This window comes from Pseudomonas sp. LPH60 (assembly GCF_030718165.1).
Taxonomy (GTDB): domain Bacteria; phylum Pseudomonadota; class Gammaproteobacteria; order Pseudomonadales; family Pseudomonadaceae; genus Aquipseudomonas; species Aquipseudomonas danubii.
This window is the reverse complement of record NZ_JAVAJH010000004.1, coordinates 476,657-501,679: the sequence shown is the minus strand read 5'-3', so window position 1 is coordinate 501,679 and position 25,023 is coordinate 476,657. Positions and strand designations below refer to the sequence as shown.

24 protein-coding genes and 1 pseudogene are annotated in these 25,023 nt (G+C 62.0%); 7 read left to right on the top strand and 18 right to left on the bottom strand.

Translation table 11 applies throughout. From position 1 onward, the window contains the following. The first annotated feature begins 62 nt into the window (after nt 1-62). Complete coding sequence (tagQ, locus tag Q8O96_RS17125) at nt 63-992, top strand: type VI secretion system-associated lipoprotein TagQ (protein WP_102862278.1); 930 nt, start codon at nt 63-65, stop codon at nt 990-992. 140 nt (nt 993-1,132) lie between these two features. Continuing rightward, entirely contained in the window at nt 1,133-1,516 is a 384-nt protein-coding gene (locus Q8O96_RS17120) for a helicase (RefSeq protein WP_102862277.1), read from the top strand. Between the two features lie 34 nt (nt 1,517-1,550). Here the strand turns inward: Q8O96_RS17120 and Q8O96_RS17115 are convergent, their stop codons facing one another. From Q8O96_RS17115 to exbB, 6 genes are all read right to left on the bottom strand, one after another. Further along, nucleotides 1,551-2,951, bottom strand: coding sequence for an aminoacyl-tRNA deacylase and HDOD domain-containing protein (locus tag Q8O96_RS17115; RefSeq protein ID WP_102862276.1), 1,401 nt, complete (start codon nt 2,949-2,951; stop codon nt 1,551-1,553). Nucleotides 2,952-3,030: 79 nt separating this feature from the next. Further along, entirely contained in the window at nt 3,031-5,106 is a 2,076-nt protein-coding gene (gene recG / locus Q8O96_RS17110; RefSeq protein ID WP_102862275.1) for an ATP-dependent DNA helicase RecG, read from the bottom strand. A 9-nt stretch (nt 5,107-5,115) separates the two neighbouring features. Further along, nucleotides 5,116-6,036 (bottom strand): hydrogen peroxide-inducible genes activator, encoded by a 921-nt coding sequence (locus Q8O96_RS17105; protein ID WP_102881293.1) that lies wholly within the window; start codon nt 6,034-6,036, stop codon nt 5,116-5,118. Nucleotides 6,037-6,183: 147 nt separating this feature from the next. Next, the gene (locus tag Q8O96_RS17100) at nt 6,184-6,936 is read right to left on the bottom strand and encodes an energy transducer TonB (RefSeq protein ID WP_102862273.1); all 753 of its coding nucleotides are present in this window, start codon (nt 6,934-6,936) and stop codon (nt 6,184-6,186) included. Continuing rightward, on the bottom strand, nt 6,933-7,361 hold the full coding sequence (gene exbD / locus Q8O96_RS17095) for a TonB system transport protein ExbD (RefSeq protein ID WP_102862272.1): 429 nt from the start codon (nt 7,359-7,361) through the stop codon (nt 6,933-6,935). Before exbD ends, Q8O96_RS17100 begins: the two co-directional genes overlap by 4 nt. A gap of 6 nt (nt 7,362-7,367) precedes the next feature. After that, nucleotides 7,368-8,372 carry a tonB-system energizer ExbB gene (gene exbB, locus Q8O96_RS17090; RefSeq protein WP_102862271.1) on the bottom strand — a complete coding sequence of 335 codons (1,005 nt, stop codon included), beginning with the start codon at nt 8,370-8,372 and terminating at the stop codon, nt 7,368-7,370. 190 nt (nt 8,373-8,562) lie between these two features. On the opposite strand from exbB, the gene Q8O96_RS17085 reads away from it, so the two are divergent. Continuing rightward, the gene (locus tag Q8O96_RS17085; protein WP_305949130.1) at nt 8,563-9,420 is read left to right on the top strand and encodes an SDR family oxidoreductase; all 858 of its coding nucleotides are present in this window, start codon (nt 8,563-8,565) and stop codon (nt 9,418-9,420) included. 42 nt (nt 9,421-9,462) lie between these two features. On the opposite strand, the gene Q8O96_RS17080 is transcribed toward Q8O96_RS17085, so the two are convergent. The 6 genes from Q8O96_RS17080 to Q8O96_RS17055 form a co-directional block, all read right to left on the bottom strand. Beyond that, entirely contained in the window at nt 9,463-10,203 is a 741-nt protein-coding gene (locus Q8O96_RS17080) for a hypothetical protein (protein WP_102862269.1), read from the bottom strand. A 55-nt stretch (nt 10,204-10,258) separates the two neighbouring features. Further along, entirely contained in the window at nt 10,259-10,639 is a 381-nt protein-coding gene (locus Q8O96_RS17075; RefSeq protein ID WP_007921133.1) for a RidA family protein, read from the bottom strand. A 24-nt stretch (nt 10,640-10,663) separates the two neighbouring features. Next, complete coding sequence (gene spoT / locus Q8O96_RS17070) at nt 10,664-12,769, bottom strand: bifunctional GTP diphosphokinase/guanosine-3',5'-bis pyrophosphate 3'-pyrophosphohydrolase (protein WP_102862268.1); 2,106 nt, start codon at nt 12,767-12,769, stop codon at nt 10,664-10,666. A 57-nt stretch (nt 12,770-12,826) separates the two neighbouring features. Then, nucleotides 12,827-13,090, bottom strand: coding sequence for a DNA-directed RNA polymerase subunit omega (gene rpoZ / locus Q8O96_RS17065; protein WP_007921129.1), 264 nt, complete (start codon nt 13,088-13,090; stop codon nt 12,827-12,829). Nucleotides 13,091-13,257: 167 nt separating this feature from the next. Next, the gene (gmk, locus tag Q8O96_RS17060) at nt 13,258-13,878 is read right to left on the bottom strand and encodes a guanylate kinase (protein WP_102862267.1); all 621 of its coding nucleotides are present in this window, start codon (nt 13,876-13,878) and stop codon (nt 13,258-13,260) included. A gap of 10 nt (nt 13,879-13,888) precedes the next feature. After that, nucleotides 13,889-14,752 carry a YicC/YloC family endoribonuclease gene (locus tag Q8O96_RS17055; RefSeq protein ID WP_102862266.1) on the bottom strand — a complete coding sequence of 288 codons (864 nt, stop codon included), beginning with the start codon at nt 14,750-14,752 and terminating at the stop codon, nt 13,889-13,891. 272 nt (nt 14,753-15,024) lie between these two features. Here Q8O96_RS17055 and rph point away from each other — a divergent pair, with 272 nt between their 5' ends. Then, on the top strand, nt 15,025-15,747 hold the full coding sequence (rph, locus tag Q8O96_RS17050; RefSeq protein ID WP_016964145.1) for a ribonuclease PH: 723 nt from the start codon (nt 15,025-15,027) through the stop codon (nt 15,745-15,747). Between the two features lie 30 nt (nt 15,748-15,777). Continuing rightward, a complete protein-coding gene (locus Q8O96_RS17045) occupies nt 15,778-16,146 on the top strand; it encodes a DUF4870 domain-containing protein (protein WP_102862265.1) in 369 nt (122 codons plus the stop codon). Nucleotides 16,147-16,202: 56 nt separating this feature from the next. Here Q8O96_RS17045 and Q8O96_RS17040 read toward each other — a convergent pair whose 3' ends face one another. Continuing rightward, a complete protein-coding gene (locus Q8O96_RS17040) occupies nt 16,203-16,982 on the bottom strand; it encodes an exodeoxyribonuclease III (RefSeq protein ID WP_102862264.1) in 780 nt (259 codons plus the stop codon). An 81-nt stretch (nt 16,983-17,063) separates the two neighbouring features. Here Q8O96_RS17040 and pyrE point away from each other — a divergent pair, with 81 nt between their 5' ends. Further along, entirely contained in the window at nt 17,064-17,708 is a 645-nt protein-coding gene (gene pyrE / locus Q8O96_RS17035; protein ID WP_102862263.1) for an orotate phosphoribosyltransferase, read from the top strand. 168 nt (nt 17,709-17,876) lie between these two features. Here the strand turns inward: pyrE and argB are convergent, their stop codons facing one another. The 4 genes and pseudogenes from argB to coaBC form a co-directional block, all read right to left on the bottom strand. Next, nucleotides 17,877-18,782, bottom strand: coding sequence for an acetylglutamate kinase (gene argB, locus Q8O96_RS17030; protein ID WP_011064225.1), 906 nt, complete (start codon nt 18,780-18,782; stop codon nt 17,877-17,879). Nucleotides 18,783-18,806: 24 nt separating this feature from the next. Then, nucleotides 18,807-20,207, bottom strand: a pseudogene (locus tag Q8O96_RS17025) (phosphomannomutase/phosphoglucomutase); the annotation flags it as partial. Nucleotides 20,208-20,469: 262 nt separating this feature from the next. Further along, nucleotides 20,470-20,925 (bottom strand): dUTP diphosphatase, encoded by a 456-nt coding sequence (gene dut, locus Q8O96_RS17020; RefSeq protein ID WP_102862261.1) that lies wholly within the window; start codon nt 20,923-20,925, stop codon nt 20,470-20,472. Nucleotides 20,926-20,930: 5 nt separating this feature from the next. Beyond that, nucleotides 20,931-22,139 (bottom strand): bifunctional phosphopantothenoylcysteine decarboxylase/phosphopantothenate--cysteine ligase CoaBC, encoded by a 1,209-nt coding sequence (gene coaBC / locus Q8O96_RS17015; RefSeq protein ID WP_102862260.1) that lies wholly within the window; start codon nt 22,137-22,139, stop codon nt 20,931-20,933. Between the two features lie 132 nt (nt 22,140-22,271). Here coaBC and radC point away from each other — a divergent pair, with 132 nt between their 5' ends. Continuing rightward, the gene (radC, locus tag Q8O96_RS17010; protein WP_102862259.1) at nt 22,272-22,946 is read left to right on the top strand and encodes a DNA repair protein RadC; all 675 of its coding nucleotides are present in this window, start codon (nt 22,272-22,274) and stop codon (nt 22,944-22,946) included. A gap of 48 nt (nt 22,947-22,994) precedes the next feature. On the opposite strand, the gene Q8O96_RS17005 is transcribed toward radC, so the two are convergent. Further along, on the bottom strand, nt 22,995-24,578 hold the full coding sequence (locus Q8O96_RS17005; protein WP_102862258.1) for an ABC transporter substrate-binding protein: 1,584 nt from the start codon (nt 24,576-24,578) through the stop codon (nt 22,995-22,997). Nucleotides 24,579-25,023 lie beyond the last annotated feature (445 nt).

Below are 25,023 nucleotides of genomic sequence, written 5' to 3'. Positions count from 1 at the left end.
TGGAGGAGCTCGGACGACCTGGCGTCGTACCGAGTTGGTCAAACTTAATCGAGATCACGAACATGCTTTTTTCCCGCAACCCATTTGCTTCAACATCCAAGCGTCACCTGCTGTTGGTTGCCGCCGGGTTCAGCACCGTATTGACCGGTTGCGCGACCTCTCCGGTGTCCAAGGTCGCCTCCACCACCAAGGTCGAGTACTACCCGAGCTGCTACGAGCCGGTGCAGCACCTGCGCGCCACTGATTCGGACATGACCAAGTCGGTGGTCACCGGTGCCGCCCTGGGCGCTGCTGGCGGTGCCTTGCTCGGCGCCCTGACCGGCGACGGCGACAACCGTGGTCGCAATGCGGCCATCGGTGCGGCCGGTGGTGCCCTGGCCGGTGGTGCCGCCGGTTACTACACCGAGCGCCAGAAGCAGATCGCCGATGACAATCAGCGCATCGCTTCCTACGCCGCCGACGTCAACAAGAGTGCTGCCGACATCGATCGCAGCACCGCCTACGCCCGTGCTTCGCAGACCTGCTACCAGCGTGCCTTCGACAGCCTGATCACTGCCCGCAAGGCCAACAGCATCAATGATGTGGAAGGGCGCAAGCGCCTGGCGGAGATCGTCAGCGGCCTGAAAGAGTCCAATGACCTGATCGCCGCGGTGAACGGCCGGGCCAGCGAAGACCTGAGCAAGTACAACCAGGCCTACGAGCAGGATCTGCAGCAAGTGGGCGTGCAACGTACCGACGTGGTGAAAGTCGCCACCGCCGACACCACCCCGGTGACCACCACCGGTGGCAGGAAGAAGCAGCAGAAGGTCAAGCAACCCAAGCTGCCGACTGTACCGACGGAAGCGGTGAGCACCGAGAAGTCGATCCAGCAGGCCAAGACCAAGCAGGCCGAGAGCAACAAGGTCGCTACCACCGGCCAGACCCAGGTCAACAGCATGTGCAAGAGCCCGGACCTGGGTGACTGGGCACCGGTGCCTTGCCCTAACGTGTGAGTCAGTGATTGTCTGACAAGATGTAGCGATAAGCGTTGAACGCCAGTCGATCTCCGAGTAATCGAGCAGATCGGCTGGCGCTCTTCGAGTTACAGGTTAAACTGCGGCGGCCATCCAATAATTCCACTGAGGCGCCGTGCATGAAATTCCGTTTTCTTCTCTGGGTGCTTGGCCTGTTGATGGGCAAAGCCAGCCGCAACAATCCTGCTTTTCAGCAACAGTTGGGTGACAAGGAACTGGTATTCCAGTTGCAGACGCTCGACGGCAAGGTTGCTCGACACTTCTTCGTCAAAGACCAGCGCGTGACCAGTCGTTCGGGGTTCTATCCGGAGCCGGCGTTCGCCATTGCCTTTAAGGATGCCGCTTATGGCTTCGCCACGATGCAGGCGAAGAACAAGCAGTTGGCGTTCATGACCGGGATTCAGGACAAATCGATCCAGATCAAGGGCAATCCGGCGCTGGTGATCTGGTTCCAGGGCTTGACCAAGTATTTGAAACCGAAGAAGGCCAAGCCCAAGGCTTGAGGGTGGGACTTCGCCGGCTAGCCGGCGAATGGGGTCAGGCCTGGCTGAACTGCGAAGCCAGTTCCCGCAGCAGCACTTCCGCTTCCAGCACTTTGCTCACCACGTCTTCGGCCTTGTCGCGGCTCAGGCCCAGGCGCTCGAACAGGGCGTCGGGAATTTCCTCGTGGGGGCCGGAACCGATGCCACGGCTGCGCAGCAGGCGCACCGCCAGGCACACCAGATTCGGGTACTCGGCGTAGGCGCCGTCGTAGCTCGGGTCGTGCTGGAAGCGCAGGGCGGTAGACAGCTCGTCCGGCATGTCCCAGTAACGCATCAGCCAGGAACCGATCTGTTCGCGGCTGATGCCCAGCAGGTGCTGCTCGACATAGCTGTGGCACAGGTGCGGGTTGACCTCCAGGTGCCGGCAGATCAGCGAGAAGTGCGGTGGGAATACGTGGGCCAGCAGCAGGTAGCCGAAGTTGTGCAGCAGGCCGGCGAGGTAGGTCAGGCCGGCTTCCGGGCGCTGTGCGCGGGGCATGGCGCGGGTCAGGCCTTCGATCACCGCGGCGGTGTAGATCGATTGCTGCCAGTAGGGCGTGGCGTGCTGCGGCTGGTCCTTGGGCAGGCTCAGGGTCTTGCCCAGGGCCAGGCCCAGGGCGAGGTTGATCACCAGGTCAAAGCCCAGCACGCGGACGATGGCGTCCTCCACCGAGCGGATCTTGCCCGGCGACGCGTAGTAGGGCGAGGCGGCCCAGCTGACCACTTGCGCGGCCAGGGCCGGGTCGGTCTCCACCACGCCGGTGATGTCGTCGATGGTGGCGTTGGGGTCGACCCGCAGCTTGATGATCTTCTGCGCGGTTTCCGCCAGCGGTGGGATCTCGATGGTGGCTTCCAGGCGTTGCTGGATACGCCGCGCGGTGAACGCCTGCATGGCCTGGGTGATTTCCTCGCGGTCGTCATCCGGGCGATCGAGGTTGGGGCGGATGCTGCTCAGGGGTTCGCCGAAATGCCCGGCGCTGGCCTTGTTGAGCATGCTCTTGAAGGCTTCGCTGGTGATTTCCAGAAGCACGCCCGGCTCGCCCGAATAGATCAGCAGGCTGGGCTCGCGCAGCAGGCTTTCTTCGTACAGGCAGGGGGAACTGGTGAGTGCCGGCAGGCCGGGCAGCAGGCTCAGGCTGTGTTTGCCGAGCATGCGCTCCAGGCGTTCGGTGGACACCGCGGTGAGACGGCGGCCGGTGAGTTCGGTGAGGCGGTTGAGGTCCAGTAGCTGGCTCTGCGGAAACAGCACCATCAGCGCGCCGACGGCATCGTCCAGCAGCACCGCCTGGACCTTGCGCGCAGCCGGCAGGCCCGGCTGGTCGAGCACTTCGTTGTAGCTGATGGCCAGCTTGCCGAGCAGCAACCGGATAACAGACGGAGCGTGTGGGGTTGCAATGTCGAGGGCAACTTCTGTCATGGTCTGGTATCCGTTTTTCTACAATTTGACGAGTATAACCAGCTTGGTTATGCCCATGGTCCATTAACTGAGCGTTGGTTCACACTTGGCCGTATTGCTGGCCGTGGCGCAGCCAGCGTTCCAGCAGCGGGCTCACATGGTCCGGCCAACGCTCCAGCAAGGCCTGCGCGGCGTCGCGCACGGCCGGTAGCAGGTCAGCGTCACGCATCAGGTCGGCGACCTTGAATTGCAGCAGGCCGGTCTGGCGGGTGCCGAGCATTTCCCCGGGGCCGCGCAGTTCCAGGTCCTTTTCGGCGATGACGAAACCGTCGTTGGTCTCGCGCATGATGCCCAGGCGCTGCCGCCCGATTTGTGAAAGCGGCGGATGGTAGAGCAGCACGCAGTGGCTGGCGGCGCTGCCGCGTCCGACCCGGCCGCGCAGCTGGTGCAGTTGCGCCAGGCCCAGGCGCTCCGGGTTCTCGATGATCATCAGGCTGGCATTGGGCACATCGACCCCGACCTCGATCACGGTGGTAGCCACCAGCAGTTGTAGGTTGCCGGCCTTGAACTCGGCCATCACCGCGGCTTTCTCCGCCGGTTTCATGCGGCCGTGAATCAGCCCCACGCGCAGTTCGCCCAGGGCGCTGGAGAGGTCTTCGAAGGTGGTTTCGGCCGCCTGGCAGGTGAGCTCTTCAGACTCTTCGATCAGGGTGCAGACCCAGTAGGCCTGGCGCCCTTCGGCGCAGGCCGCGCGCACCCGCTCGATCACTTCGACGCGGCGGCTGTCGGTCACCAGCACGGTGTTGACCGGGGTCCGGCCGGGCGGCAGTTCGTCGAGGATCGAGGTATCCAGGTCGGCGTAGGCGCTCATCGCCAGGGTTCGCGGAATCGGTGTGGCGGTCATGATCAGCTGGTGCGGACAGAGGCGGCCACCCACGCCTTTCTGGCGCAGGGCCAGGCGCTGCTGGACGCCGAAGCGGTGCTGTTCGTCGATGATCACCAGGGCCAGGTTCTTGAACTGCACTTCATCCTGGAACAGGGCGTGGGTGCCCACCACCATCGGCGCGCCGCCGGCAATCTGTTCCAGGGCCGCAGCGCGGTTCTTGCCCTTGAGCTTGCCCGCCAGCCAGGCGACTTCCAGGCCCAGGGGCTCGAGCCAGCGCTTGAAGGTAATGAAGTGCTGCTCGGCGAGGATTTCCGTCGGCGCCATCAGCGCCACCTGGTAACCGGCTTCCAGGGCCTGCAGGGCGGCGAGGGCGGCGACCACGGTCTTGCCGGCCCCAACGTCGCCCTGGATCAGGCGCAACATGGGCTCCGGCTGGCTCAGGTCGTAGGCGATTTCGTTGCCGACTCGCTGTTGCGCGCCGGTGGGGGCGAAGCCGAGGTTCTTCAGGTATTTGGCCGGCAGCTTCTTGGCCAGGGGCAGCACCGGGGCGCGCTGGGAGCGCAGGCTGTCGCGCAGGCGTTGCTGGGACAGCTGATGGGTCAGCAGCTCTTCGAACGCCAGACGGTGCTGGGCCCAGTGGTGCCCCAGGGCCAGTTCGTCGACATCGGCGTCCGCCGGCGGGTGATGCAGGTAGCGGATCGCATCGTCCAGGGGCGCCAGCTGATAGTCGCGGGCCAGTTCTTCGGGCAGCCAGTCGGGCAGGCTACGCGGGCCCAGCAGCGCCAGGCTCTGCTGGCAGAGCAGGCGCAGGCGCTGTTGGGTCAGGCCTTCGGTCAGGGGGTAGATGGGCGTCAGGGTCTGATCCACCGGCGGCGGCTCGTCACCACTGATGGCGCGGTATTCGGGGTGGTAGATCTCCAGTCCTGAGGCGCCGGGTCGGGCTTCGCCGTAGCAGCGCACGCGGGTGCCGCGTTTCAGGCCGTCTTTCTGGGCGTTGCTGAAATGGTAGAAGCGCAGGCTCAGGCCGCCGGTGCCGTCTTGCAGGCGCACCAGCAGGCTGCGGCGTTTGCCCATGACCACATCGGCGCCGCTGACGGTACCTTCGATCACCGCATCCTGGCCAGGGCGCAGAGCGCCGATCGGCACCACTCGGGTACGGTCCTGATAGCGCAGGGGCAGGTGGAACAGCACGTCCTGAAGGTTCTCCAGGCCGACCTTGGCCAGCTTCTCGGCCATGGCTTCGCCGACGCCCTTGAGTGCCGTGACCGGCACTTTCGACAGCTCAGTCATTGCGCTTGCTTAGCTCGCGGCGGGCGGCTTGGCCACCGAGCACAGGCGGATCGAGTCGGCGAGGATCTCGATGGCCTTGGGCCGCGGGAAGCTGGCGCGCCAGGCGATGGCGACGGTGCGGAACGGCACCGGCGGGGTCAGTGGGCGGACTTCGATCACGCCGGGAGCGTAGTGATGGCTGTCCACTGCCGACAGCGGCAGGATCGAGATGCCCAGGCCGGAGGCGACCATGTGGCGGATGGTTTCCAGGGAACTGGATTCCACGGTGGTGTGCTTGGCGCCGTCGTTGCCCTTGGTCAGGGTCGGGCAGGCTTCCAGTACCTGATCGCGGAAGCAGTGGCCTTCGCCCAGCAGCAACAGGCTCTTGTCGTTGAGCAGGCTGGCGTCGATGGTTTCCTTCTTGGTCCAGGAATGGCCGCTGGGCATCAGCACATAGAAGGGTTCGTCGTACAGCGGCAGGGTCAGGACATCGGCCTCGTTGAACGGCAGGGCGATGATGATGGCGTCCAGCTCGCCGTTGCGCAGTTTGTCGCGCAGGACGTGGGTGAAGTTCTCTTCGATATACAGCGGCATCTGCGGAGCGACCCGGTGCAGCTGGGGAATCAGGTGCGGGAACAGATAAGGGCCGACGGTGTAGATGGCGCCCACCTTCAGCGGTGCGGTCAGCTGGTTCTTGCCGGCCTGGGCCAGTTCGCGGATGCCTTGGGCCTGTTCCAGGACCTTCTGCGCCTGGGCAACGATGGTTTCGCCTACCGGCGTCAGGCGTACCGCGCTCTTGCTGCGCTCGAAAATCAGCACACCGAGTTCGTCTTCAAGCTTCTTCACGCCTACCGAAAGGGTCGGCTGGCTGACATGGCAACGCTCGGCGGCGTGGCCGAAGTGCTGCTCTTGGGCGAGGGTAACGATGTAGCGCAATTCTGTGAGAGTCATAGCGGGCGTCCATGAGGTTGCGGCCAAGCATAACGGCTGCAATCGATAGACGCACGTTATCAGACAGAGGGTGGAGTGCGACACCCGCCAATGTCTGCTTCAGGCTGCACAAGCGACAAGGGCACCCTGAGGTGCCCTTGCGTTGTATCAGCGGCGGCCGCGGCTTCTGTCGATCTCGTAGTTGTACGAGGCGGTGATTTCCACGCTGCCGTTGGTGAGCATGTCGGCCGGTGGCTTGGGCAGTGGCTGGGCCCGCCGGATCATGTCCAGGGTGGCCCGGTCCAGATCAGCGTTGCCCGAGCGTCCCACCAGCTCGTAGGACAGCACCTTGCCTTCGGCATCCACCACGAAGCGCAAGGAGTTGGTGCCTTCCTTGCCGCGCCGCTGGGCTTCGCCCGGGTAGCGCTTGTACTTCGCCAGGTGGGCCTGTAACTCACCCTGCCAGTTGGCCTTGGCGGCGGCCTGGGCCGGTGATGGGCCTGGGGTCGCTGGAGCGGGCTGCTTGGACGGCGACGGGGTTACCGGAGCGTCGCTGGGCTTTTCCTCGGAAGGTTTCTCCTTGGGCGGCTCGGGCTTGACCACCGGTTTTGGCGGCTGCGGCTTGGGCTTCTGCTTGGCCGGCTTGGGCACCGAAATAGTCGGCTTCGGTGCTTCGGCGAGCTTGGGCAGCGGCAGTTCTTCCACGGGCGCCGGCGGTTGCGGCGGGGTCACCACTTTCGGTGGTGCCGGGGGAGGCGGCACAGGGGCAGGCGCCAGTTCGACCACCATGGCTTGTGGTGGAATGGGCATCGGCTGTGGCTTGGACCAGTTGAGGGCGAGCAGGATCGCCACCGCATGGACGCCCAGCACCACCGCCAGGCTACCGCTGTAACGCGTCAGTCTTTGGCGCGTCGTGATCATTTCTTGGCTGCCGTCTCAAGTCCGACCAGGCCGACTTTCAGGTAGCCGGCGGCGCGCAGGGTGTCCATCACGCTCATCAGGTCGCCGTAGTCCACGCCCTTGTCAGCCTGGAAGAAGATCGTGGTGTCCTTCTTGCCCTGGGTACGGGCGTCAAGGATGGCCCCGAGGGTTTCGGCCTTGACCTCATCTTCACCCAGGAACAGACGCTGATCGGCCTTGACGCTGAGGAACACCGGTTTCTCTGGGCGCGGCGCCGGCTTGGCGCTGGAGGCAGGAAGATCAACCTTGATGTCCACGGTGGCCAGAGGGGCGGCCACCATGAAGATGATCAGCAGCACCAGCATCACGTCGATGAACGGCGTGACGTTGATTTCGTGGTTTTCGGCCAGGTCGTCGCCTGCGCCTTCTTTCAAATGCAAGCCCATGGCTGATTACCCCACTTTCACCATGTGCGGTTGTGCGGAGCGCTCGGTCGGCTGGTGATCCAGGTCACGGCTGACCAGCAGCAGGACTTCTGCCGAGGCGTCTGCCACCTGGGCCCGATAGCCGGTGATGGAGCGAGCGAAGACGTTGTAGATCACCACCGCGGGAATCGCTGCGACCAGGCCCAGGGCGGTGGCCAGCAGGGCTTCGGCGATACCCGGGGCGACCACGGCGAGGTTGGTGGTCTGGGTTTTGGCGATGCCGATGAAGCTGTTCATGATGCCCCAAACGGTACCGAACAGACCGACGAACGGTGCGGTAGAGCCGATGGTGGCCAGTACCCCGGTGCCGCTGCTCATGTTGCGGCCGCAGGCGGCTACCAGGCGCTCCAGGCGGAAGCTGACCCGTTCCTTGATGCCTTCTTTCTCACGGCTGTTGGTCGACAGGCGCATTTCTTCCAGGGCGTCGTGCACCAGCAGGTGGGCGAGGGTGCCCTCCTTGGCGGCCGTGGCGCTGGCTTCTTTGAGCGTGGTGGCTTTTTTCAGGGCGGCGATTTCGCTGCGCAGGCGGCGCTTGGCGCCCAGCAGTTCGAAGCCTTTGGCGATCCAGATGGTCCAGGTGATGATCGAGGCGATGGCCAGCCCGATCATTACCAGTTTCACGATGATGTCGGCGTTCTGGTACATGCCCCACGGCGACAGGTCGTGGGCCATGCCCAGGCTGTTGTCGGCTTCGAGGACTTCGGGAGCGTCTTCAGCAAGCACTGGCTGGCCTTCGACCTGAGCCGGTTCGCCAGCCACTGGGGCGGCGGCGGGAGTTGCCGGGTTGGCAGCCGGAAGCTCGGCGGCCGGGGCAGTCGCGGTCGGTGCGGCGGCGGTGGCCGGTGCGTGTTGGTCGGCGAAGGCTGCGGTCGGTGCCAGCAGCAGGCTGCACAGCAGCGCTGCAACCGCGCTCACGGCGCGCAGTGGGCTTGGGCGTTTGGTTGGCGAGGCGGAGAGTTGATTGCTTGTCATGCTGGCCGGACCTGAGAGGAAAAAAGGGTGAAATGTCCTTCTAGGCCTCGCAGGGCCGAGAACAAAATGGGTGGGCATTATTGCAAGTAATTCTTGTTAACAGAAGTAATAGAGTATCTTTTTTTCCTTGATTGCTAGCCGTTCGTCCAGTGCCGAGGCTAGTCTTGACCTTTCTGAAAGGAGTTTTCTGATGTCCTTCCCCTCTGTTTTGATCGCCGGTTGCGGTGATGTCGGGAGTCGCCTGGCGACCCAATTGCTGGCCGAGCAATGGCAGGTTTATGGCCTGCGTCGCAACGTTTCGCGCTTGCCGCAGGGGGTGGTGGGTGTCGCCGCAGACCTGTTCAGCGAGCAATGTCCGGCCCAGTGGCCGCAAGCGCCCGTGGATTATCTGGTGTACTGCGCGGCGGCCACGGAGCATGACGAGGCCGGGTATCGTGCGGCCTATGTCGAGGGCTTGCAGCATGTCCTGAGCTGGCTCCAGCAGCATGGCCAGCAGCCCAAGCGCTTGTTGTTCGTGTCCAGCAGCAGTGTTTACGAGCAAAAGGGCGGCGAGTGGGTCGACGAGAACTCCCCGACCCTGGCGAGCGGCTACTCGGGCCGTTTGATGCTGGAGGCGGAGCAGGTGGCCTTGAACAGTGGGATTCCTGCCAGTCGGGTGCGTCTGACCGGTATCTATGGACCGGGCCGTGAATGGTTGCTGACTCAGGTGCGTCGCGGCTATCGGGTGGCGATTGATCCGCCGTTGTATGGCAATCGCATCCATGCCGACGATGCGGCGGGGTTGCTGGCGTTTTTGCTCAAGGCTGACCAGGGTGGTGCTGTCCTGGACGACTGCTATATAGGCGTGGATGACGCGCCTGCGCCTCTGGCGGAAGTGGTTGGCTGGCTGCGTGAACGCCTGGGCGTGACTGAGTGGTCCGATGATGCCAGCGTTCGGCGCACGGGCAGCAAGCGTTGCAGCAATGCCCGGGCCCGGGCCTTGGGCTGGGTGCCGCGTTACTCGAGTTATCGCGAGGGGTATGCGGAGATTCTTCAGGGCCAAGCTTGAACCGGGCTGTAGCCGCTACCGTTGGCAGCGGCTACAGGAGGGTCATTGTTTTTCCAGCAGCCATTGCTGACTGCCCGGTGTCAGCGAGGGCACTTCATCCGCCAGTGCGGTATTCACCGCCTGGAAAATTTCCAGCTGCTGATCCTTGCGGACGAAGATCCAGGAGTTGCCCTGGCCATTGAGCTGCAGCCAGATGCTGTCGTTGCCACCGCTCATGGAGGCGCAGTCACCGGCCAGGCACAGGGCGTAGCGATCGGCGCCTGGCAGGCCTTGCACGGCGCCGTTGGCCTGGAACTGTACTTCGTTGCCCAGCCCCGGACCGCTGACGATTTTCCATTTGCCACCCAGATAGGCCGAATACAAGGCACGCTCGAAGTTGGCGCCCAGTGGTGCGCCTTCAGGTGCCGGGTCTTTGGGCGTGGCAAACACTTGTTCAGGCTCGTTGTCGTTGGCCACTTGCAGCAATTGCTTGCCGTTGCGTTTGAGTTCGGTGGCGGCGCTGCCATAGAACTCGACCTTTGTGGTGTTTGAGCCGTCGCCGATGATCTTGCCTTCGATGGTCTCGAAGCCATTGGTGTAGCGTGCCTGGCCGGCTTTGGTGTTGAGTTCCCATTCCAGGTTCGGGCCGTAAGCCTGGAGGGCTTCACGCAAAGGGCCGCCCTTGGAGGCTGCGTCGATCGCTACCTGATTGATCCAGATGCCGCCTACATCGTTTTTGGCGGGGTCGCTGGCACAACCGCCGAGCAATAAGGCGAGCAGCGAAACAGCTAGCGCTTGGCGCATGACGAAATCCTTTCAGAACGAAAACGGCGCAGCCTGAAGAGCTGCGCCGCGGGTGTTACTCGATGACCAGAATGGCATCCATTTCAACCTGTGCGCCCTTGGGCAGGGCGGCCACGCCGATGGCGGCGCGGGCTGGGTAAGGCTGTTGGAAGTACTTGCCCATGATCTCGTTGACCTTGGCGAAGTGGCTCAGGTCGGTGAGGAAGATGTTCAGTTTGACGATGTCCTTGAACGAACCGCCAGCGGCCTCGGCTACCGACTTGAGGTTCTCGAAGACCTGGACGGTCTGGGCTTCGAAGCCCTCCACCAGTTCCATGGTTTTTGGATCGAGGGGAATCTGGCCCGACATGTAGACAGTGTTGCCCGCCTTGATGGCCTGGGAGTAGGTGCCGATGGCGGCCGGGGCCTTGTCGCTGGTGATAACGGTCTTGGTCATGAATGACTCCTTGTAATGGACGGGCTACGCGCGCATGCGGGTGATGCGGATGACCCCGGTCAGGGCGCGCAGTTTCTTGATCACGCGAGCCAGGTGCACGCGGTCGTGCACGCTGACCACCAGTTGGACCACGCTGATGCGACCATCGCGTTCGTCCATGCTGATTTTCTCGATGTTGCCGTCGGCGGCATTGACGCTGCTGGCCAGCAGCGCGATCAGGCCGCGCTGGTGTTCAAGCTCGACGCGCAGTTCGACGTTGAATTCGCCGGTGACATCCTTGGCCCAGGACAGCTGGATGCATTTTTCCGGGTTGTGACGGATTTCGCTGATATTGCGGCAGTTGTCCAGGTGCACCACCATCCCCTTGCCGGCGGACAGGTGGCCGACGATCGGGTCGCCGGGGATCGGCGTGCAGCATTTGGCGTAGCTCAGCACCAGGCCTTCGGTGCCGCGGATCGCCAGCGGGCCTTCCGGGCTCGGCAATTGTTCGCCTTCGCCCAGCAGCCGGCGGGCGACCACGTAGGCCATGCGGTTGCCCAGGCCGATGTCTTCCAACAGGTCTTCGATCAGTTCCAGGCGGTACTCCTGAAGAATCGCCTGGATACGTTCCGTCGGGATTTTTTCCAGGGAGCTGTCGAAGCCGTTGAGCACCTTGTTCAGCAGGCGTTCGCCGAGACTGATGGACTCGGAACGACGTTGCAGTTTGAGGGCGTGGCGAATGTGGGTGCGGGCCTTGCCGGTGACCACGAAGTTGAGCCAGGCCGGGTTCGGCCGTGCTCCCGGGGCGCTGACGATCTCCACGGTGGAACCGCTTTGCAGGGGTTCCGACAGCGGGGCCAGGCGGCGGTTGATCCGGCAGGCGATGCAGCTGTTGCCCACGTCGGTGTGCACCGCATAGGCAAAGTCCACCGCGGTGGAGCCTTTGGGCAGCTCCATGATCCGGCCTTTGGGCGTGAACACGTAGACCTCGTCCGGGAACAGGTCGATCTTCACGCTTTCGATGAATTCCAGGGAGTTGCCAGCGCGCTGCTGCATCTCCAGAACGCCCTTGACCCATTGGCGGGCGCGGGCATGGGTGCTTTTCGGCTGTTCGTCGCCACTGGATTTGTACAGCCAGTGAGCGGCGATGCCGTTGTTGGCCATTTCTTCCATTTCCCGGGTACGAATCTGGATCTCGATTGGTACTCCGTGCATACCGAACAGCGTGGTATGCAGCGACTGATAGCCGTTGGCCTTGGGAATGGCGATGTAGTCCTTGAAGCGTCCCGGCAGTGGCTTGTACAAATTATGTACAGCGCCGAGCACGCGATAGCAGGTGTCTACTTTGTCGACGATGATACGGAACGCATAGACGTCCATGATCTCGTTGAAGGCCCGGCGTTTGCCGCGCATCTTCTTGTAGATGCCATACAGGTGCTTCTGGCGACCGCTGACCTCGCCCTGTATGCCGTCGATGGCCAGGCAGTGGCTGAGGGACTCTTCGATCTTGTTGACGATTTCCTTGCGGTTGCCCCGGGCGCGCTTGACCGCCTGGTAGATCCGCGCGGAGCGCATCGGGTGCATCGCCCTGAAACCCAGGTCTTCGAATTCGATGCGGATGCTGTGCATGCCCAAGCGGTTGGCTATGGGAGCGTAGATCTCCAGGGTTTCCTTGGCGATCCGCCGACGTTTTTCGCCGGACAGCACTTCCAGTGTGCGCATGTTGTGCAGGCGGTCGGCCAACTTGACCAGGATCACGCGAATGTCGCGAGCCATGGCCATGGCCATCTTCTGGAAGTTTTCAGCTTGGGCTTCGGCTTTGGTCTCGAAGTTCATCTGGGTCAGTTTGCTGACCCCATCCACGAGTTCGGCCACGGTTTCACCAAACTGCGCACTGAGCGCTTCCTTGGCAATTCCGGTGTCTTCGATCACGTCATGCAGCATCGCAGCCATCAGGCTCTGATGGTCCATGTGCATGTCGGCAAGAATGTTCGCTACCGCGAGTGGGTGCGTGACGTACGCCTCGCCGCTGCGACGGCGTTGACCGTCATGGGCTTGTTCGGCGTAGAAATACGCTCGGCGGACCAGATTGACCTGGTCCGTGCCGAGATAGGTCGATAAGCGATCGGCGAGGGCGTCTATGCTCGGCATGATATCTCCTGCCGTAAGCTGTGATCCCGCGCCGTGCTACGTCGACCAGGCATAGGCTCAGACGGCCTCGTTGGACTCGTCCTCGAAAGCAGCAAAAAGCGGTTCATCTTCAACGATTTCGGCTTCGGCGATAGCTGCGTAGTCGATCAGGCCTTCAGCGATTTCGCGCAGGGCGACAACGGTAGGCTTGTCGTTTTCCCATGCTACTTTCGGCTCTTTGCCGCCGGTTGCCAGTTGACGGGCACGCTTGGTAGAGAGCATGACCAGCTCAAAGCGGTTATCCACGTGTTCTAGACAGTCTTCAACGGTTACGCGGGCCATGGTCTTCCTCGTAGCAAATGCAATATGCGCGCTGCCCGGATGGGCGAGCGGACTCAACAGTTTAAAAAATCACCAGCGTTTAGGGAAGCGCTGATTTTTTGACCAAGCTCTTCAACGCGCTGCAAGTGCCAATGTAAAGCGCTTGCAGCGGTTTTGGGAAGTGCTGTTTAACCAAGCAATTCAGCGAGCAGTTTGCCAAAGCGCTGCTGCTGACGTTTCTGTTGCAGCTGATTGGAGCGGAAAATCGCTTTCAGATCTTCCAGCGCGTGGGCGAAGTCGTCGTTGATGATCAGGTAGTCATAGTCGACGTAGTGGCTCATTTCGCTGACGGCTTCACGCATCCGCCCTTCGATGATTTCGTCGCTGTCCTGCCCGCGGTTGGTCAGGCGCTGGTGCAGGGCCTGCAGTGACGGCGGCAGAATGAAGATCGAGCGTGCCTGAGGCATGAGCTTGCGCACCTGCTCGGCACCCTGCCAGTCGATTTCCAGGATCAGGTCGTGGCCTTCGTCCAGGGTCTGCTGCAGGTGGCTTTGTGAGGTGCCATAAAGGTTGCCGAAGACTTCGGCGCGTTCGAGAAAGTCGCCGTGCTCGATCATCTTCACGAACTCGCTGCGTTCGACGAAGTGATAGTTCACGCCATTCACTTCACCTGGGCGCATGGCGCGGGTGGTGTGGGAGACGGAGACGCGGATCTCCTGGTCGGCGTCGGTCAGGGCCTTGACCAGACTGCTTTTGCCCGCGCCCGACGGGGCGGAAATGATGTACAGGGTGCCGGTGCTGTGGGTCATGTCAGTTGCCTTACTCAATGTTCTGCACTTGTTCGCGCATCTGCTCGATCAACACCTTGAGGTTGACCGCAGCCTGGGTGCTGCGCGGGTCGAAGGCCTTGGAGCCCAGTGTGTTGGCTTCGCGATTGAGCTCCTGCATCAGGAAGTCCAGGCGCCGACCGGCAGCGCCGCCGGACTTGAGCACGCGGCGTACTTCGATGATGTGGGTGCTCAGGCGGTCCAGTTCTTCAGCGACATCGCTCTTCTGCGCCAACAGGACCATTTCCTGCTCGAGACGGGTAGGGTCCAGTTCGGCCTGCATGTCGGCGAAGCGGTCGAGGACTTTCTGGCGCTGGGTCGCGAGCATCTGCGGGACCAGCTCACGCAAGGTCGCCACGTCTTCTTCAATGGAGGACAGGCGCTCGTTGATCAGCCGGGCCAGTTCGGCGCCTTCGCGCTCGCGGCCATTTTTCAGGTCTTTCAGGCCCTGGTTGAACAGGGCCAGGGCATCGCTGTTCAAGGCTTGCGGGTCGGTGGCATCGGCCACCAGCACGCCGGGCCAGGCCAGGACTTCCAGTGGATTCAGGGCTGCCGGCTGCTTGATCAGGCTGGCGACGGTTTCAGCGGCGGCCACCAGTTGTGCCGCACGTTCACGGTCGACTTGCAGCGGCTTGCCGGTGGTCTCTTCAGTGAAGCGCAGGGTGCATTCGACCTTGCCCCGGGACAGGCCCTGGCGCAAGGCTTCGCGGACTGCGCTTTCGAGGTCGCGAAAGGCTTCCGGCAAACGCAGGTGCGGCTCCAGGTAGCGGCTGTTGACCGAGCGCAATTCCCAGCTCAGGGTGCCCTGAGTGCCGGCCCGTTCGACTCGGGCGAAGGCGGTCATGCTGTGCACCATGGAGGTACCTCCGATTCAGCGCCGGCACCAACCCCAGGAGGATTGAGCGGGCCTGATAGTGATGAATTGAAGCCGACAGGCTGCGAAGGCGCAGGATTGTAGCGCAGTGCGGCCGGAGGCCCCAATCCCTGGCGCTGACAATGGGCTGCAGGTCATCGCTACAGGACCGATCTGACGCGTAAATATGCCTTTGGCCGTTTTAGGCGTGCCCTGGCGCGGTTGCGGGCTTTATAATGCTCGGCAGTTTTCCGTCCTCGTACAGGTGTTCCCCTATGAAACGTCCAAGTGGTCGCGCTGCCGATCAGCTCCGCTCGATCCGCATCACCCGCAACTACACCAAACACGCCGAGGGATCTGTACTGGTCGAGTTCGGTGATACCAAGGTGATTTGCACTGTCAGTGTCGAGAATGGCGTGCCGCGCTTCCTCAAGGGGCAGGGTCAAGGTTGGCTGACAGCCGAATACGGCATGCTGCCGCGGTCCACCGGCGAGCGTAACCAGCGTGAAGCTAGCCGTGGCAAGCAAGGCGGCCGCACCCTGGAGATCCAGCGCCTTATCGGTCGCTCCCTGCGCGCCGCCCTGGACATGTCCAAGCTGGGCGACATCACCCTGTATGTCGATTGCGATGTGATCCAGGCTGATGGTGGCACCCGTACCGCATCGATCACTGGCGCGATGGTGGCTCTGGTCGACGCCTTAAAAGTGATCAAGAAGCGCGGTGGCCTGAAAGGCGGCGATCCATTGAAGCAGATGATTGCGGCAGTATCGGTGGGTATGTACCAGGGTGAGCCGGTCCTGGACCTGGATTACCTGGAAGACTCGGCCGCCGAAACCGACCTCAATGTCGTCATGACCAGCACCGGTGGTTTCATCGAAGTGCAGGGCACTGCCGAAGGTGCGCCGTTCCAGCCGGCCGAACTGAATGCGATGCTGGCCCTGGCCCAGCAAGGCATGAACGAAATCTTCCAACTGCAGCAGGCGGCACTCGCCGATTGATGGGCGCCGGTCTTCAGCAAGGAGAGCAGCATGAGTGATGAGCAGCTACCCCAGCCCACCCCGAGCCATGAAGTTCGGCAATGGGCAATGTTTTGTCACTTGTCCGCCTTGCTGGGGATCTGGGTTCCATTCGGTACATTGATCGGGCCGCTGATTCTTTGGCAGATGAAGCGCGAGACCGATCCCTTCATTGATGCACAAGGTAAGGAAGCGCTGAACTTTCAGTTGACTGTCGCTATCGCTTCGGCAGTCTGTTTCCTGCTGATGATCGTGATAATCGGTTTCTTTATGTTCGGCCTGCTGGCGATTGGTGCCCTGGTGTTGACCATCATCGGCGGAGTCAAGGCTGGAGAGGGAGTGCCATATCGGTACCCTTTCACCTGGCGCCTGATCAAATAGAGCGAGCACAAAAAGCCGACTGTGATGTCGGCTTTTTTGTGGCTGTGAACGGACGCTTAGATGGTCAGTGTCCAGTCATAGTCCACGATCAGCGGCGCATGCTGCGAAAAACGCGGCTGACGCGGCAAGCGTGCGCTGCGGACAAAACGGCGCAGGCCGGGAGTCAGCAACTGATAGTCGAAGCGCGAGCCCAAGTTGAGCATCTCAGCCTGTTCGTTGTCCGGCCACCAGCTGTACTGGTCGCCTTCGCGACTGACTTCGCGCAGGGCATCGACATAGCCCATGTTGCCGATAATCTCGTCCATCCAGGCGCGCTCAGGTGCCAGGAAGCCCGGAGATTGCTGGCCGTCACGCCAGTTCTTGATATCCAGCTTCTGTTGCGCCACGTACAGCGAGCCACAATAAATGTACTCGCGACGTTTGCGTCGCTGCTTATCCAGATAGCGGGCGAAGTCGTCCATTAACTTGAACTTCTGGTTCAAGTCTTCATCGCCGTTCTGCCCTGATGGAAGCAGCAAGGTCGCGATGCTGACCTTGTCGAAATCGGCTTGCAGGTAGCGCCCGTAACGATCGGCTGTCTCGAAGCCGAGGCCGCTGATGACCGCCTTCGGCTGCAACCGCGAATACAAAGCCACACCGCCTTGGGCAGGGACTTCAGCATCGCAGGCATAAAGGAAGTAGCCATCCAGTTGGAAGGCTGGGTCGTCCAGTTCAAAGGCAGAGGCGCGGGTGTCCTGCAGGCAGATGACGTCGGCATTCTGTGCCTGCAGCCAACTGAGCAAACCACGCTCCACTGCAGCCTGAATACCATTGACGTTCACACTGATGATCCGCATAAATGGCCCCAAAAATCACGTGCGTGTATGATACCCGAGCTCTACCTAATTAGCTAAATCCGTGGTATCTGGGGTTTTTTCATGCAGGCGTATCAGCGCGATTTCATTCGTTTTGCCATCGATCGCGGGGTTTTGCGCTTCGGTGAGTTCACCCTGAAGTCCGGGCGCACCAGCCCTTACTTCTTCAATGCCGGCCTGTTCAACAGCGGTTCGGCCCTGGCCCAGCTGGGGCGTTTCTATGCGGCGGCGATTGTCGACAGCGGCATTCCCTTCGATGTGCTGTTTGGCCCGGCTTATAAAGGCATTCCCTTGGCAGCAGCCACTGCAGTGGCTCTGGCTGAACATCATCAGCGCGATCTGCCTTGGTGCTTCAACCGCAAGGAAGCCAAGGCGCACGGTGAGGGCGGTAGCCTGGTGGGTGCGCCATTGACCGGCGATGTGCTGATCATCGATGACGTGATCACCGCCGGCACGGCAATTCGCGAGGTGATGCAGATCATCGAGTCCCAGGAAGGCGCCAAGGCGGCAGGTGTATTGATCGCACTGAACCGCGAGGAGCGTGGCAACGGTGAGTTGTCGGCGATCCAGGAAGTCGAGCGTGACTTCGGCATTCCAGTGGTGAGCATCGTTTCCCTGACCCAGGTCCTGCAGTTCCTGGCGGACGATCCGGCGCTCAAGCAACATCTGCCGGCAGTGCAAGCCTATCGCGCGCAGTACGGAATCTGACACTGTAGGAGCCGGCTTACCGGTGAAGAGACCTTTGAGTCCTGAGTTGCGGGTGTGAGTGCCTTCCCTGGCAAGCCTGCTCCTACACAAGGCTGCTCCTACAAAGATTGCGTAGATAAAAAAGCCCCCGCCCGAGATACCGGGCGGGGGCTTTTTTGTGGCTGTCGCTTAAGGGCGCTTGCGGTTGCTGATCAGGGTGCCGACACCGGTATCGGTGAAGATCTCCAGCAGAATCGCATTGGGTACGCGACCGTCGATGATCAGGGAGCTGCCGACGCCACCTTGTACCGCTTCCAGGGCGCAGCGGATTTTCGGCAGCATGCCGCCGTAGATAGTGCCATCGGCAATCAGTTCGTCCACCTGCTGGGTGCTCAGGCCGGTCAGGACCTTGCCGGACTTGTCCATCAGGCCAGCGATGTTGGTCAACAGCATCAGTTTTTCAGCTTTCAGTGCTTCAGCTACCTTCCCGGCAACCAGGTCGGCGTTGATGTTGTAGGACTCACCGTTGGCGCCCACGCCAATCGGCGCGATCACCGGAATGAAATCGCCCTTGACCAGCAGGTTCAGCAGATCGGTGTTGATCCCGACCACTTCGCCCACATGGCCGATATCGATGATTTCCGGCGTGGTCATCTCTGGAGTCTGGCGGGTCACGGTGAGCTTTTTCGCACGAATCAGCTCGGCATCTTTACCGGTCAGGCCGATGGCGCTGCCGCCGTGACGGTTGATCAGGTTGACGATGTCCTTGTTGACCTGGCCGCCGAGGACCATCTCCACCACGTCCATGGTTTGCGCGTCGGTCACGCGCATGCCATCGACGAAGTGGCTTTCGATCGACAGGCGCTTGAGCAGGTCACCGATTTGCGGGCCACCGCCGTGCACCACCACCGGGTTGATCCCGACAGCCTTCATCAGGACGATGTCGCGGGCGAAGCCGGTTTTCAGCTCCTCGCTCTCCATAGCGTTGCCGCCGTACTTGATCACCAGGGTCTTGCCGACATAGCGGCGAATGTAAGGCAGCGCTTCGGATAGGACCTTGGCGGTATTGGCGGCGGCATCGCGTTCGATGGTCATTCAGGGCTCCGGTGCTTCAAACAGTCAAAACGGTAGTTGGAGGTCAGGTGCAACACGTTTCAGCTGGACGTGGAACACGTCCTTAATCCGCTGCAGCTCGGCTTCGTCATCAGCCTCGAAGCGCAGCACCAGCACAGGGGTGGTATTGGAGGCGCGAACCAGGCCCCAGCCCTTGGCATAGTCGACTCGCACCCCGTCAATGGTGGTCAGGTCAGCGCCTGCGCCCCACTGCGCGTCGTGCAAGGCATCAATGATGCTGAATTTGCTCTCTTCGGTCACATGGATATTGATTTCCGGCGTAGAAATATCGTTCGGGAAGGTCGCGAACAGCTCTTCTGCGGTGGATGTTTCCTTGCTGAGGATCTCCAGCAACCGTGCGGCGCTGTAAATGCCGTCGTCGAAACCGAACCAGCGCTCCTTGAAGAACACATGGCCGCTCATCTCGCCGGCCAGCAGGGCGCCGGTCTGTTTCATTTTCTTTTTGATCAACGAGTGACCGGTCTTCCACATTAGCGGGCGACCGCCGTATTCCTTGATCAGCGGAATCAGGCGGCGGGTGCACTTGACGTCGAAGATGATCTCCGCATCCGGGTTGCGCGCCACCACGTCCTTGGCGAACAGCATCAGCAGGCGATCGGGGAAGACGATGCTGCCAGTGTTGGTCACCACGCCGACGCGATCGCCGTCACCGTCGAAGGCCAGGCCCAGGTCGGCGCCGGTTTCCTTGACCTTGGCGATCAGGTCTTCAAGGTTCTCGGGTTTGCCCGGGTCCGGGTGATGATTGGGGAAGTTGCCGTCTACCTCGCAGAACAACGGAATGACTTCGCAGTTCAAGGCCTCGATCAGTTGCGGGGCAATGACCCCGGCGGCGCCGTTGCCGCAATCCACCACGACTTTCAGGCGGCGAGCCAGCTTCACGTCTCGGGCGATCTCTTCGGCGTAGCGCGGCAGGATATCGACCTTGGTGATGCTGCCCTGGGCGCTGCTCAGGTTGTTGGTCTTGAGGCGCTGGTGCAGGGCTTGGATCTGTTCGTTGGCCAGGGTGTCGCCGGCGATGACGATCTTGAAACCGTTGTAGTTCGACGGGTTGTGGCTGCCGGTGAGCATCACCCCGGACTTGCCGGCCAGGACGTTGGCGGCGTAGTACAGGGCGGGGGTCGGCACCAGGCCGACATCGCTGACGTGGCAGCCGCTGTCGTGCAGGCCCTGAATCAGTTGCTCCACCAGCTCCGGGCCGGACAGGCGGCCGTCCCTGCCTACGCAGACGTTGGGTTCGCCCTGAGCCAGGCTCTGGGAGCCAACGGCGCGGCCGATCCAGTAGGCGGTCTCTGCGGTCAGGGTTTGCGGTACAACACCGCGGATGTCATAGGCGCGGAAGATGCTCTCGGGAAATGTCGGGGCGACTTTGGCTGCGTTGCTCATCACTGAGGGTGCTCCATTTGAAGAGGGGGCAGTACGGCCGGGGAAATGACGGGCCGGCGGGCTCAAACTGAAGGGTATGACGGCGTTTTCAGCGTAGAGTTCGTACTGTGTAAGTGCCATCTGGAGGGCACTTGCCGCTCCGCGGACGCTCAAGGGCCTGATTTGACGGGCCCGAGGGGGCATGCGGAAACCGGCGGTCATTTATCCTGAAGTGCCCTGCCGTCACCCTGGGGGCGGACCAGGTGTCCGGCCCCAGGGCACGCAATCAGTGACTACCGGAGTGGCCGAAACCGCCTGCGCCGCGCTGGCTTTCATCAAAAGCCTCAACCACTTCGAAGTGCGCCTGCACTACCGGCACCAGCACCAGTTGGGCGATACGCTCGCCGACGGCGATATTGAAGGCGGTCTGGCCGCGGTTCCAGCAGGAAACCATCAGTTCGCCCTGGTAGTCCGAGTCGATCAGGCCGACCAGGTTACCCAGCACGATGCCGTGTTTGTGGCCCAGGCCGGAGCGCGGCAGGATCAGCGCCGCCAGGCCCGGATCGCCAATGTAGACCGACAGCCCGGTCGGGATCAGCAGCGTCTGGCCTGGCTCCAGGATGGTGTCTTCCTTGAGCATGGCGCGCAGGTCGAGGCCGGCGGAGCCCGGCGTGGCGTACTGCGGCAGGGGGAATTCGTTGCCGATGCGTGGGTCGAGGATCTTGGCTTGTAGAGCGTGCATTGAAGTTAAACCTGGTTCAGCCGTTCGGCGATAAAAGAGATCAGTTGGCGGGCAATCTTGCCCTTGCTGGTCTGGGCGAAGAGAGTTGCGTGCAACTCCCGGTCAATCACGCTGCAGGCGTTTTCCTCGCTGTTGAAGCCAATGCTCGGGTTGGCTACGTCGTTGGCGACGATCAGGTCGAGGTTCTTGTCCTTCAATTTGCGTGCAGCGTAGTCGAGCAGATTTTCGGTTTCGGCGGCGAAACCGACACTGAATGGCCGATCCGGCCGCGTAGCGATGGTGGCCAGGATATCTGGATTGCGCACCATCTGTAGTAGCAGGCCGTCACCTTTCGTAGGGTCTTTCTTTAATTTCTGTGGGGCGACGACTTCCGGGCGGTAGTCCGCGACCGCCGCGGAGGCGATGAAAACGTCGCACGGAATGGCCGCCTCGCAGGCCGCGAGCATGTCGCGAGCGCTGACTACGTCGATCCGAGTGACTCTGTCGGGGGTTGGCAGGTGCACCGGTCCGGTGATCAGGGTGACCCGGGCGCCGGCCTCGACGGCTGCCTCGGCCAGGGCGAAGCCCATTTTTCCTGAGCTATGGTTGGTGATGTAGCGCACCGGATCGATGTTTTCCTGAGTCGGCCCGGCGGTGATCAGCAAGTGTTTGCCGGTCAGTGCCAGGTGCTGGAAGCAGTCGGCGGCGCACAGCGCCAGATCGTTGGCTTCCAGCATGCGGCCCAGGCCGACGTCGCCACAGGCCTGGCTTCCGGAGGCTGGGCCGAAGACTCGCAGGCCACGGCTTTGCAGCAATTGGGTGTTGGCCTGGGTGGCCGGGTCGCGCCACATGGCCTGGTTCATCGCTGGAGCGATGGCGACGATGGCGTCCGTGGCCAGGACCAGGGTGGTCAGCAGGTCATCGGCGATGCCCTGGGCCAGACGGGCGATCAGGTCGGCCGTGGCGGGGGCGATCAGCACCAGATCGGCCCATTTGGCCAGTTCGATGTGACCCATGGCGGCTTCGGCGGCCGGGTCCAGCAGGTCGAGGTGGACCGGGTGCCCGGAGAGGGCCTGCATGGTCAGCGGGGTGATGAACTCACTGCCGCCCCGGGTCATGACCACACGCACTTCGGCGCCCTGGTCGAGGAGTCGGCGAACCAGCTCCGCGCTCTTATAGGCGGCAATGCCGCCGCCGACGCCGAGCACGATGCGTTTCCGATACAGCCGCTGCATAGGCCTGTTTTTCCGTTAAGTGATTGCTGCGTGGCATGCCCCCTCCCCAGGTGAAATACCACGCAAAAAAGAGGGGGCTAAGATAGCACAGCGCCCGCTGCCGAACAGCGGCGCCATGCACAGGGAGGTGTGATGAGTATTCGTGATTGGCCTGCGGCGGAGCGCCCGCGGGAACGGCTTCTGGAGCAGGGCGCCATCAGCCTTTCCGACGCCGAATTGCTGGCTATTTTCTTGCGCACCGGGGTGGCTGGAAAAAGTGCGGTCGACCTGGCGCGGCACCTGTTGCATCGCTTCGGCAGCTTGCGCAGTCTGCTGGAAGCCGATCAGCTGACCTTCACCCGCCAACTGGGATTGGGGCCGGCCAAGTACGCACTGTTGCAAGCGGTGTTGGAGATGGCGCGTCGGCATCTGGCAGAAAAACTCCACCGCCAGTCAGCCTTGGAAAGTCCGTTGGTGGTGCGCGATTACCTGAAGTCGATGTTGCGACATGAGCCCCACGAGGTGTTTGGCTGTCTGTTTCTCGACACCAAGCATCGGGTGCTGGCCTTTGAGGTGCTGTTCCACGGTTCCATCGACAGCACCACGGTGTACCCGCGACAAGTGCTCAAGCGCACCCTGGCGCATAACGCGGCAGCGGTAATTCTCTGTCACAACCACCCATCGGGCATCTCTGAGCCCAGCCCGGCCGATCGGGTGGTGACCCGGCGTTTGCAAGAAGCCCTGGAGTTGATCGATGTAAGGGTGCTGGATCACTTCATCGTGGGAGAGGGCGATCCGTTGTCCATGGCCGAGTATGGCTGGATCTGAAGGAAGCCAGCCTCAAGGTCGGTACTGACCCTGAAGCTGGCCGACGTGTCACTTGACGCTGACCTTCGAGTAATCCTGGCGGCCGAAGGGGCTCACTTGATAGCCCTCGACCTGTTTGCGGGTCAGGGCGAAAGCGGTCGGGTGAGCCAGAGGGAGCCACAGCGCTTGCTGCTGGATCTGGGTCTGGGCCTGCTGGTACAGCTTGCTGCGCACACCCTGTTCGCTGGTGGTCTTGCCGGCGGTAATCAGCTTGTCCAGGTTCTGATCGCAGTAGCGTGCGAAGTTGGTGCCGGATTTGACTGCTGCGCAGGTGAACTGTGGTGTGAGGAAGTTATCCGGGTCGCCGTTGTCGCCGGCCCAGCCCATGAACAGCAGGTCATGTTCGCCGGCCTTGGCCCGGCGGATCAGCTCGCCCCATTCGATCACGCGGATTTCTGCCTGGATTCCCACTTGGGCCAGGTCCGCCTGCAGCAGTTGGGCGCCCAGGCTCGGGTTGGGGTTGAGCAGGCTGCCGGAAGGGCGGGTCCAGATTGTGGTCTCGAAGCCGTTTTTAAGGCCTGCCTTGGCCAGCAGCTGACGAGCCTTTTCCGGGTCGTGGGTGTAGCCCGGCAGCTCTTTGGCGTAGCTCCAGGTATTAGCCGGGTAGGGGCCATTGGCGGCCTCGGCGGTGCCTTCGAACACAGTCTTGAGGTAATGGGCCTTGTCAAAGGCCAGGTTGATCGCCTGGCGCACTTCGGGTTTGTCCAGGGGCGGATGCTGGCTGTTGATCGCAACGAAGGCTGTCATGAAGGCTGCCGTTTTCTCGATCTTCAGCGTTGGATCATCACTGGCGGCTTGTACGTCCAGGGGCTTGGGTGACAGGGCGATCTGGCACTCATTGCGCCGCAGTTTCTGCAGGCGCACGTTGGCGTCCGGAGTGATGGCGAAAATCAGGGAGTCCAGCGCCGGTTTGCCAGCAAAGTAGTCGCGGTTGGCCTTGTAGCGGATCGAGGCGTCTTTCTGGAAGCGCCCGAAAATGAACGGGCCGCTGCCGATGGGCTGGCTGTTGAGCTTCTCCGGGGTGCCGGCCTTGAGTAACTGATCGGCGTACTCTGCGGAGTAGATCGAGGCAAAGCCCATGCTCAGGGTGGGGAGAAAGGTCGAGTCAGCGTGATCCAGGGTAAAGCGCACCGTCAGCGGGTCCAGGGCGTCGATCTTCTTGATCAGGCTGGGCAACTGCAGGGATTGTGCGTGTGGGAAGCCGCTCTGGGCGATCTTGTGCCACGGGTGGGCTGGGTCGAGCATGCGCTCGAAGCTGAATTTGACGTCTTCGGCGGTCAGCTCGCGGCTGGGATTGAAGTAGTCGGTACGGTGAAACTTGACCTTGGGATGCAGCTTGAAGACATAGCTCAGGCCATCCGGTGAGACTTCCCAGCTATCGGCGAGGCTGGGGACCACCTTGCCGCTGACGGCGTCGAATTCCACCAGGCGGTTCATCAGCACGTCGGCGGACGCGTTGGTGGTGGTCAGCGAGTTGTACTGCACCACGTCGAAGCCCTCCGGGCTGGCTTCGGTGCAGACGCTCAACGCGGCGGCCTGGGCCAATGGGCTCAGAAGAGGGGCGAGCAGGAGCGGGAGGGCGGCAAGACGCATGGTCGGGTTCCTTGTGCAGATCGAAAGCCCATCTGCGAGTGCAGTCTGGAAATGCCTTACCCTAGTGGCCTCTTTGTAAAATGACTATCCCTTTTGTATTCGACATTGAAGCCTGGGACGCGGTCAGGGCTGGAGTCGTGATTTTGTGTAGGGATGCCCGTGTTCAGCAGCAGATTTTTTCCCGAGGTTTCGAGAGAAATATATTCTGCGACGAGCGGTAGATTTCTGCGGTAGCCTTTGCCGCAGGCGTCCGGCGCAAGAAAATCAGGACTTTTCATCATCCTGCACACAGCGGCTGTTGTTGCTATGGGGTCTTTCTGGTATAAAGCAGCGCTCTTTTCTAGGGGCCCGGTTCCTTCGCTTGTAGGTGTAGCCGGTAAGACCCTAAAGAAACGCGGCGCCTGGCGCCAAATGACTGAGAGATTAAGCGGCCAACCCATGCCGG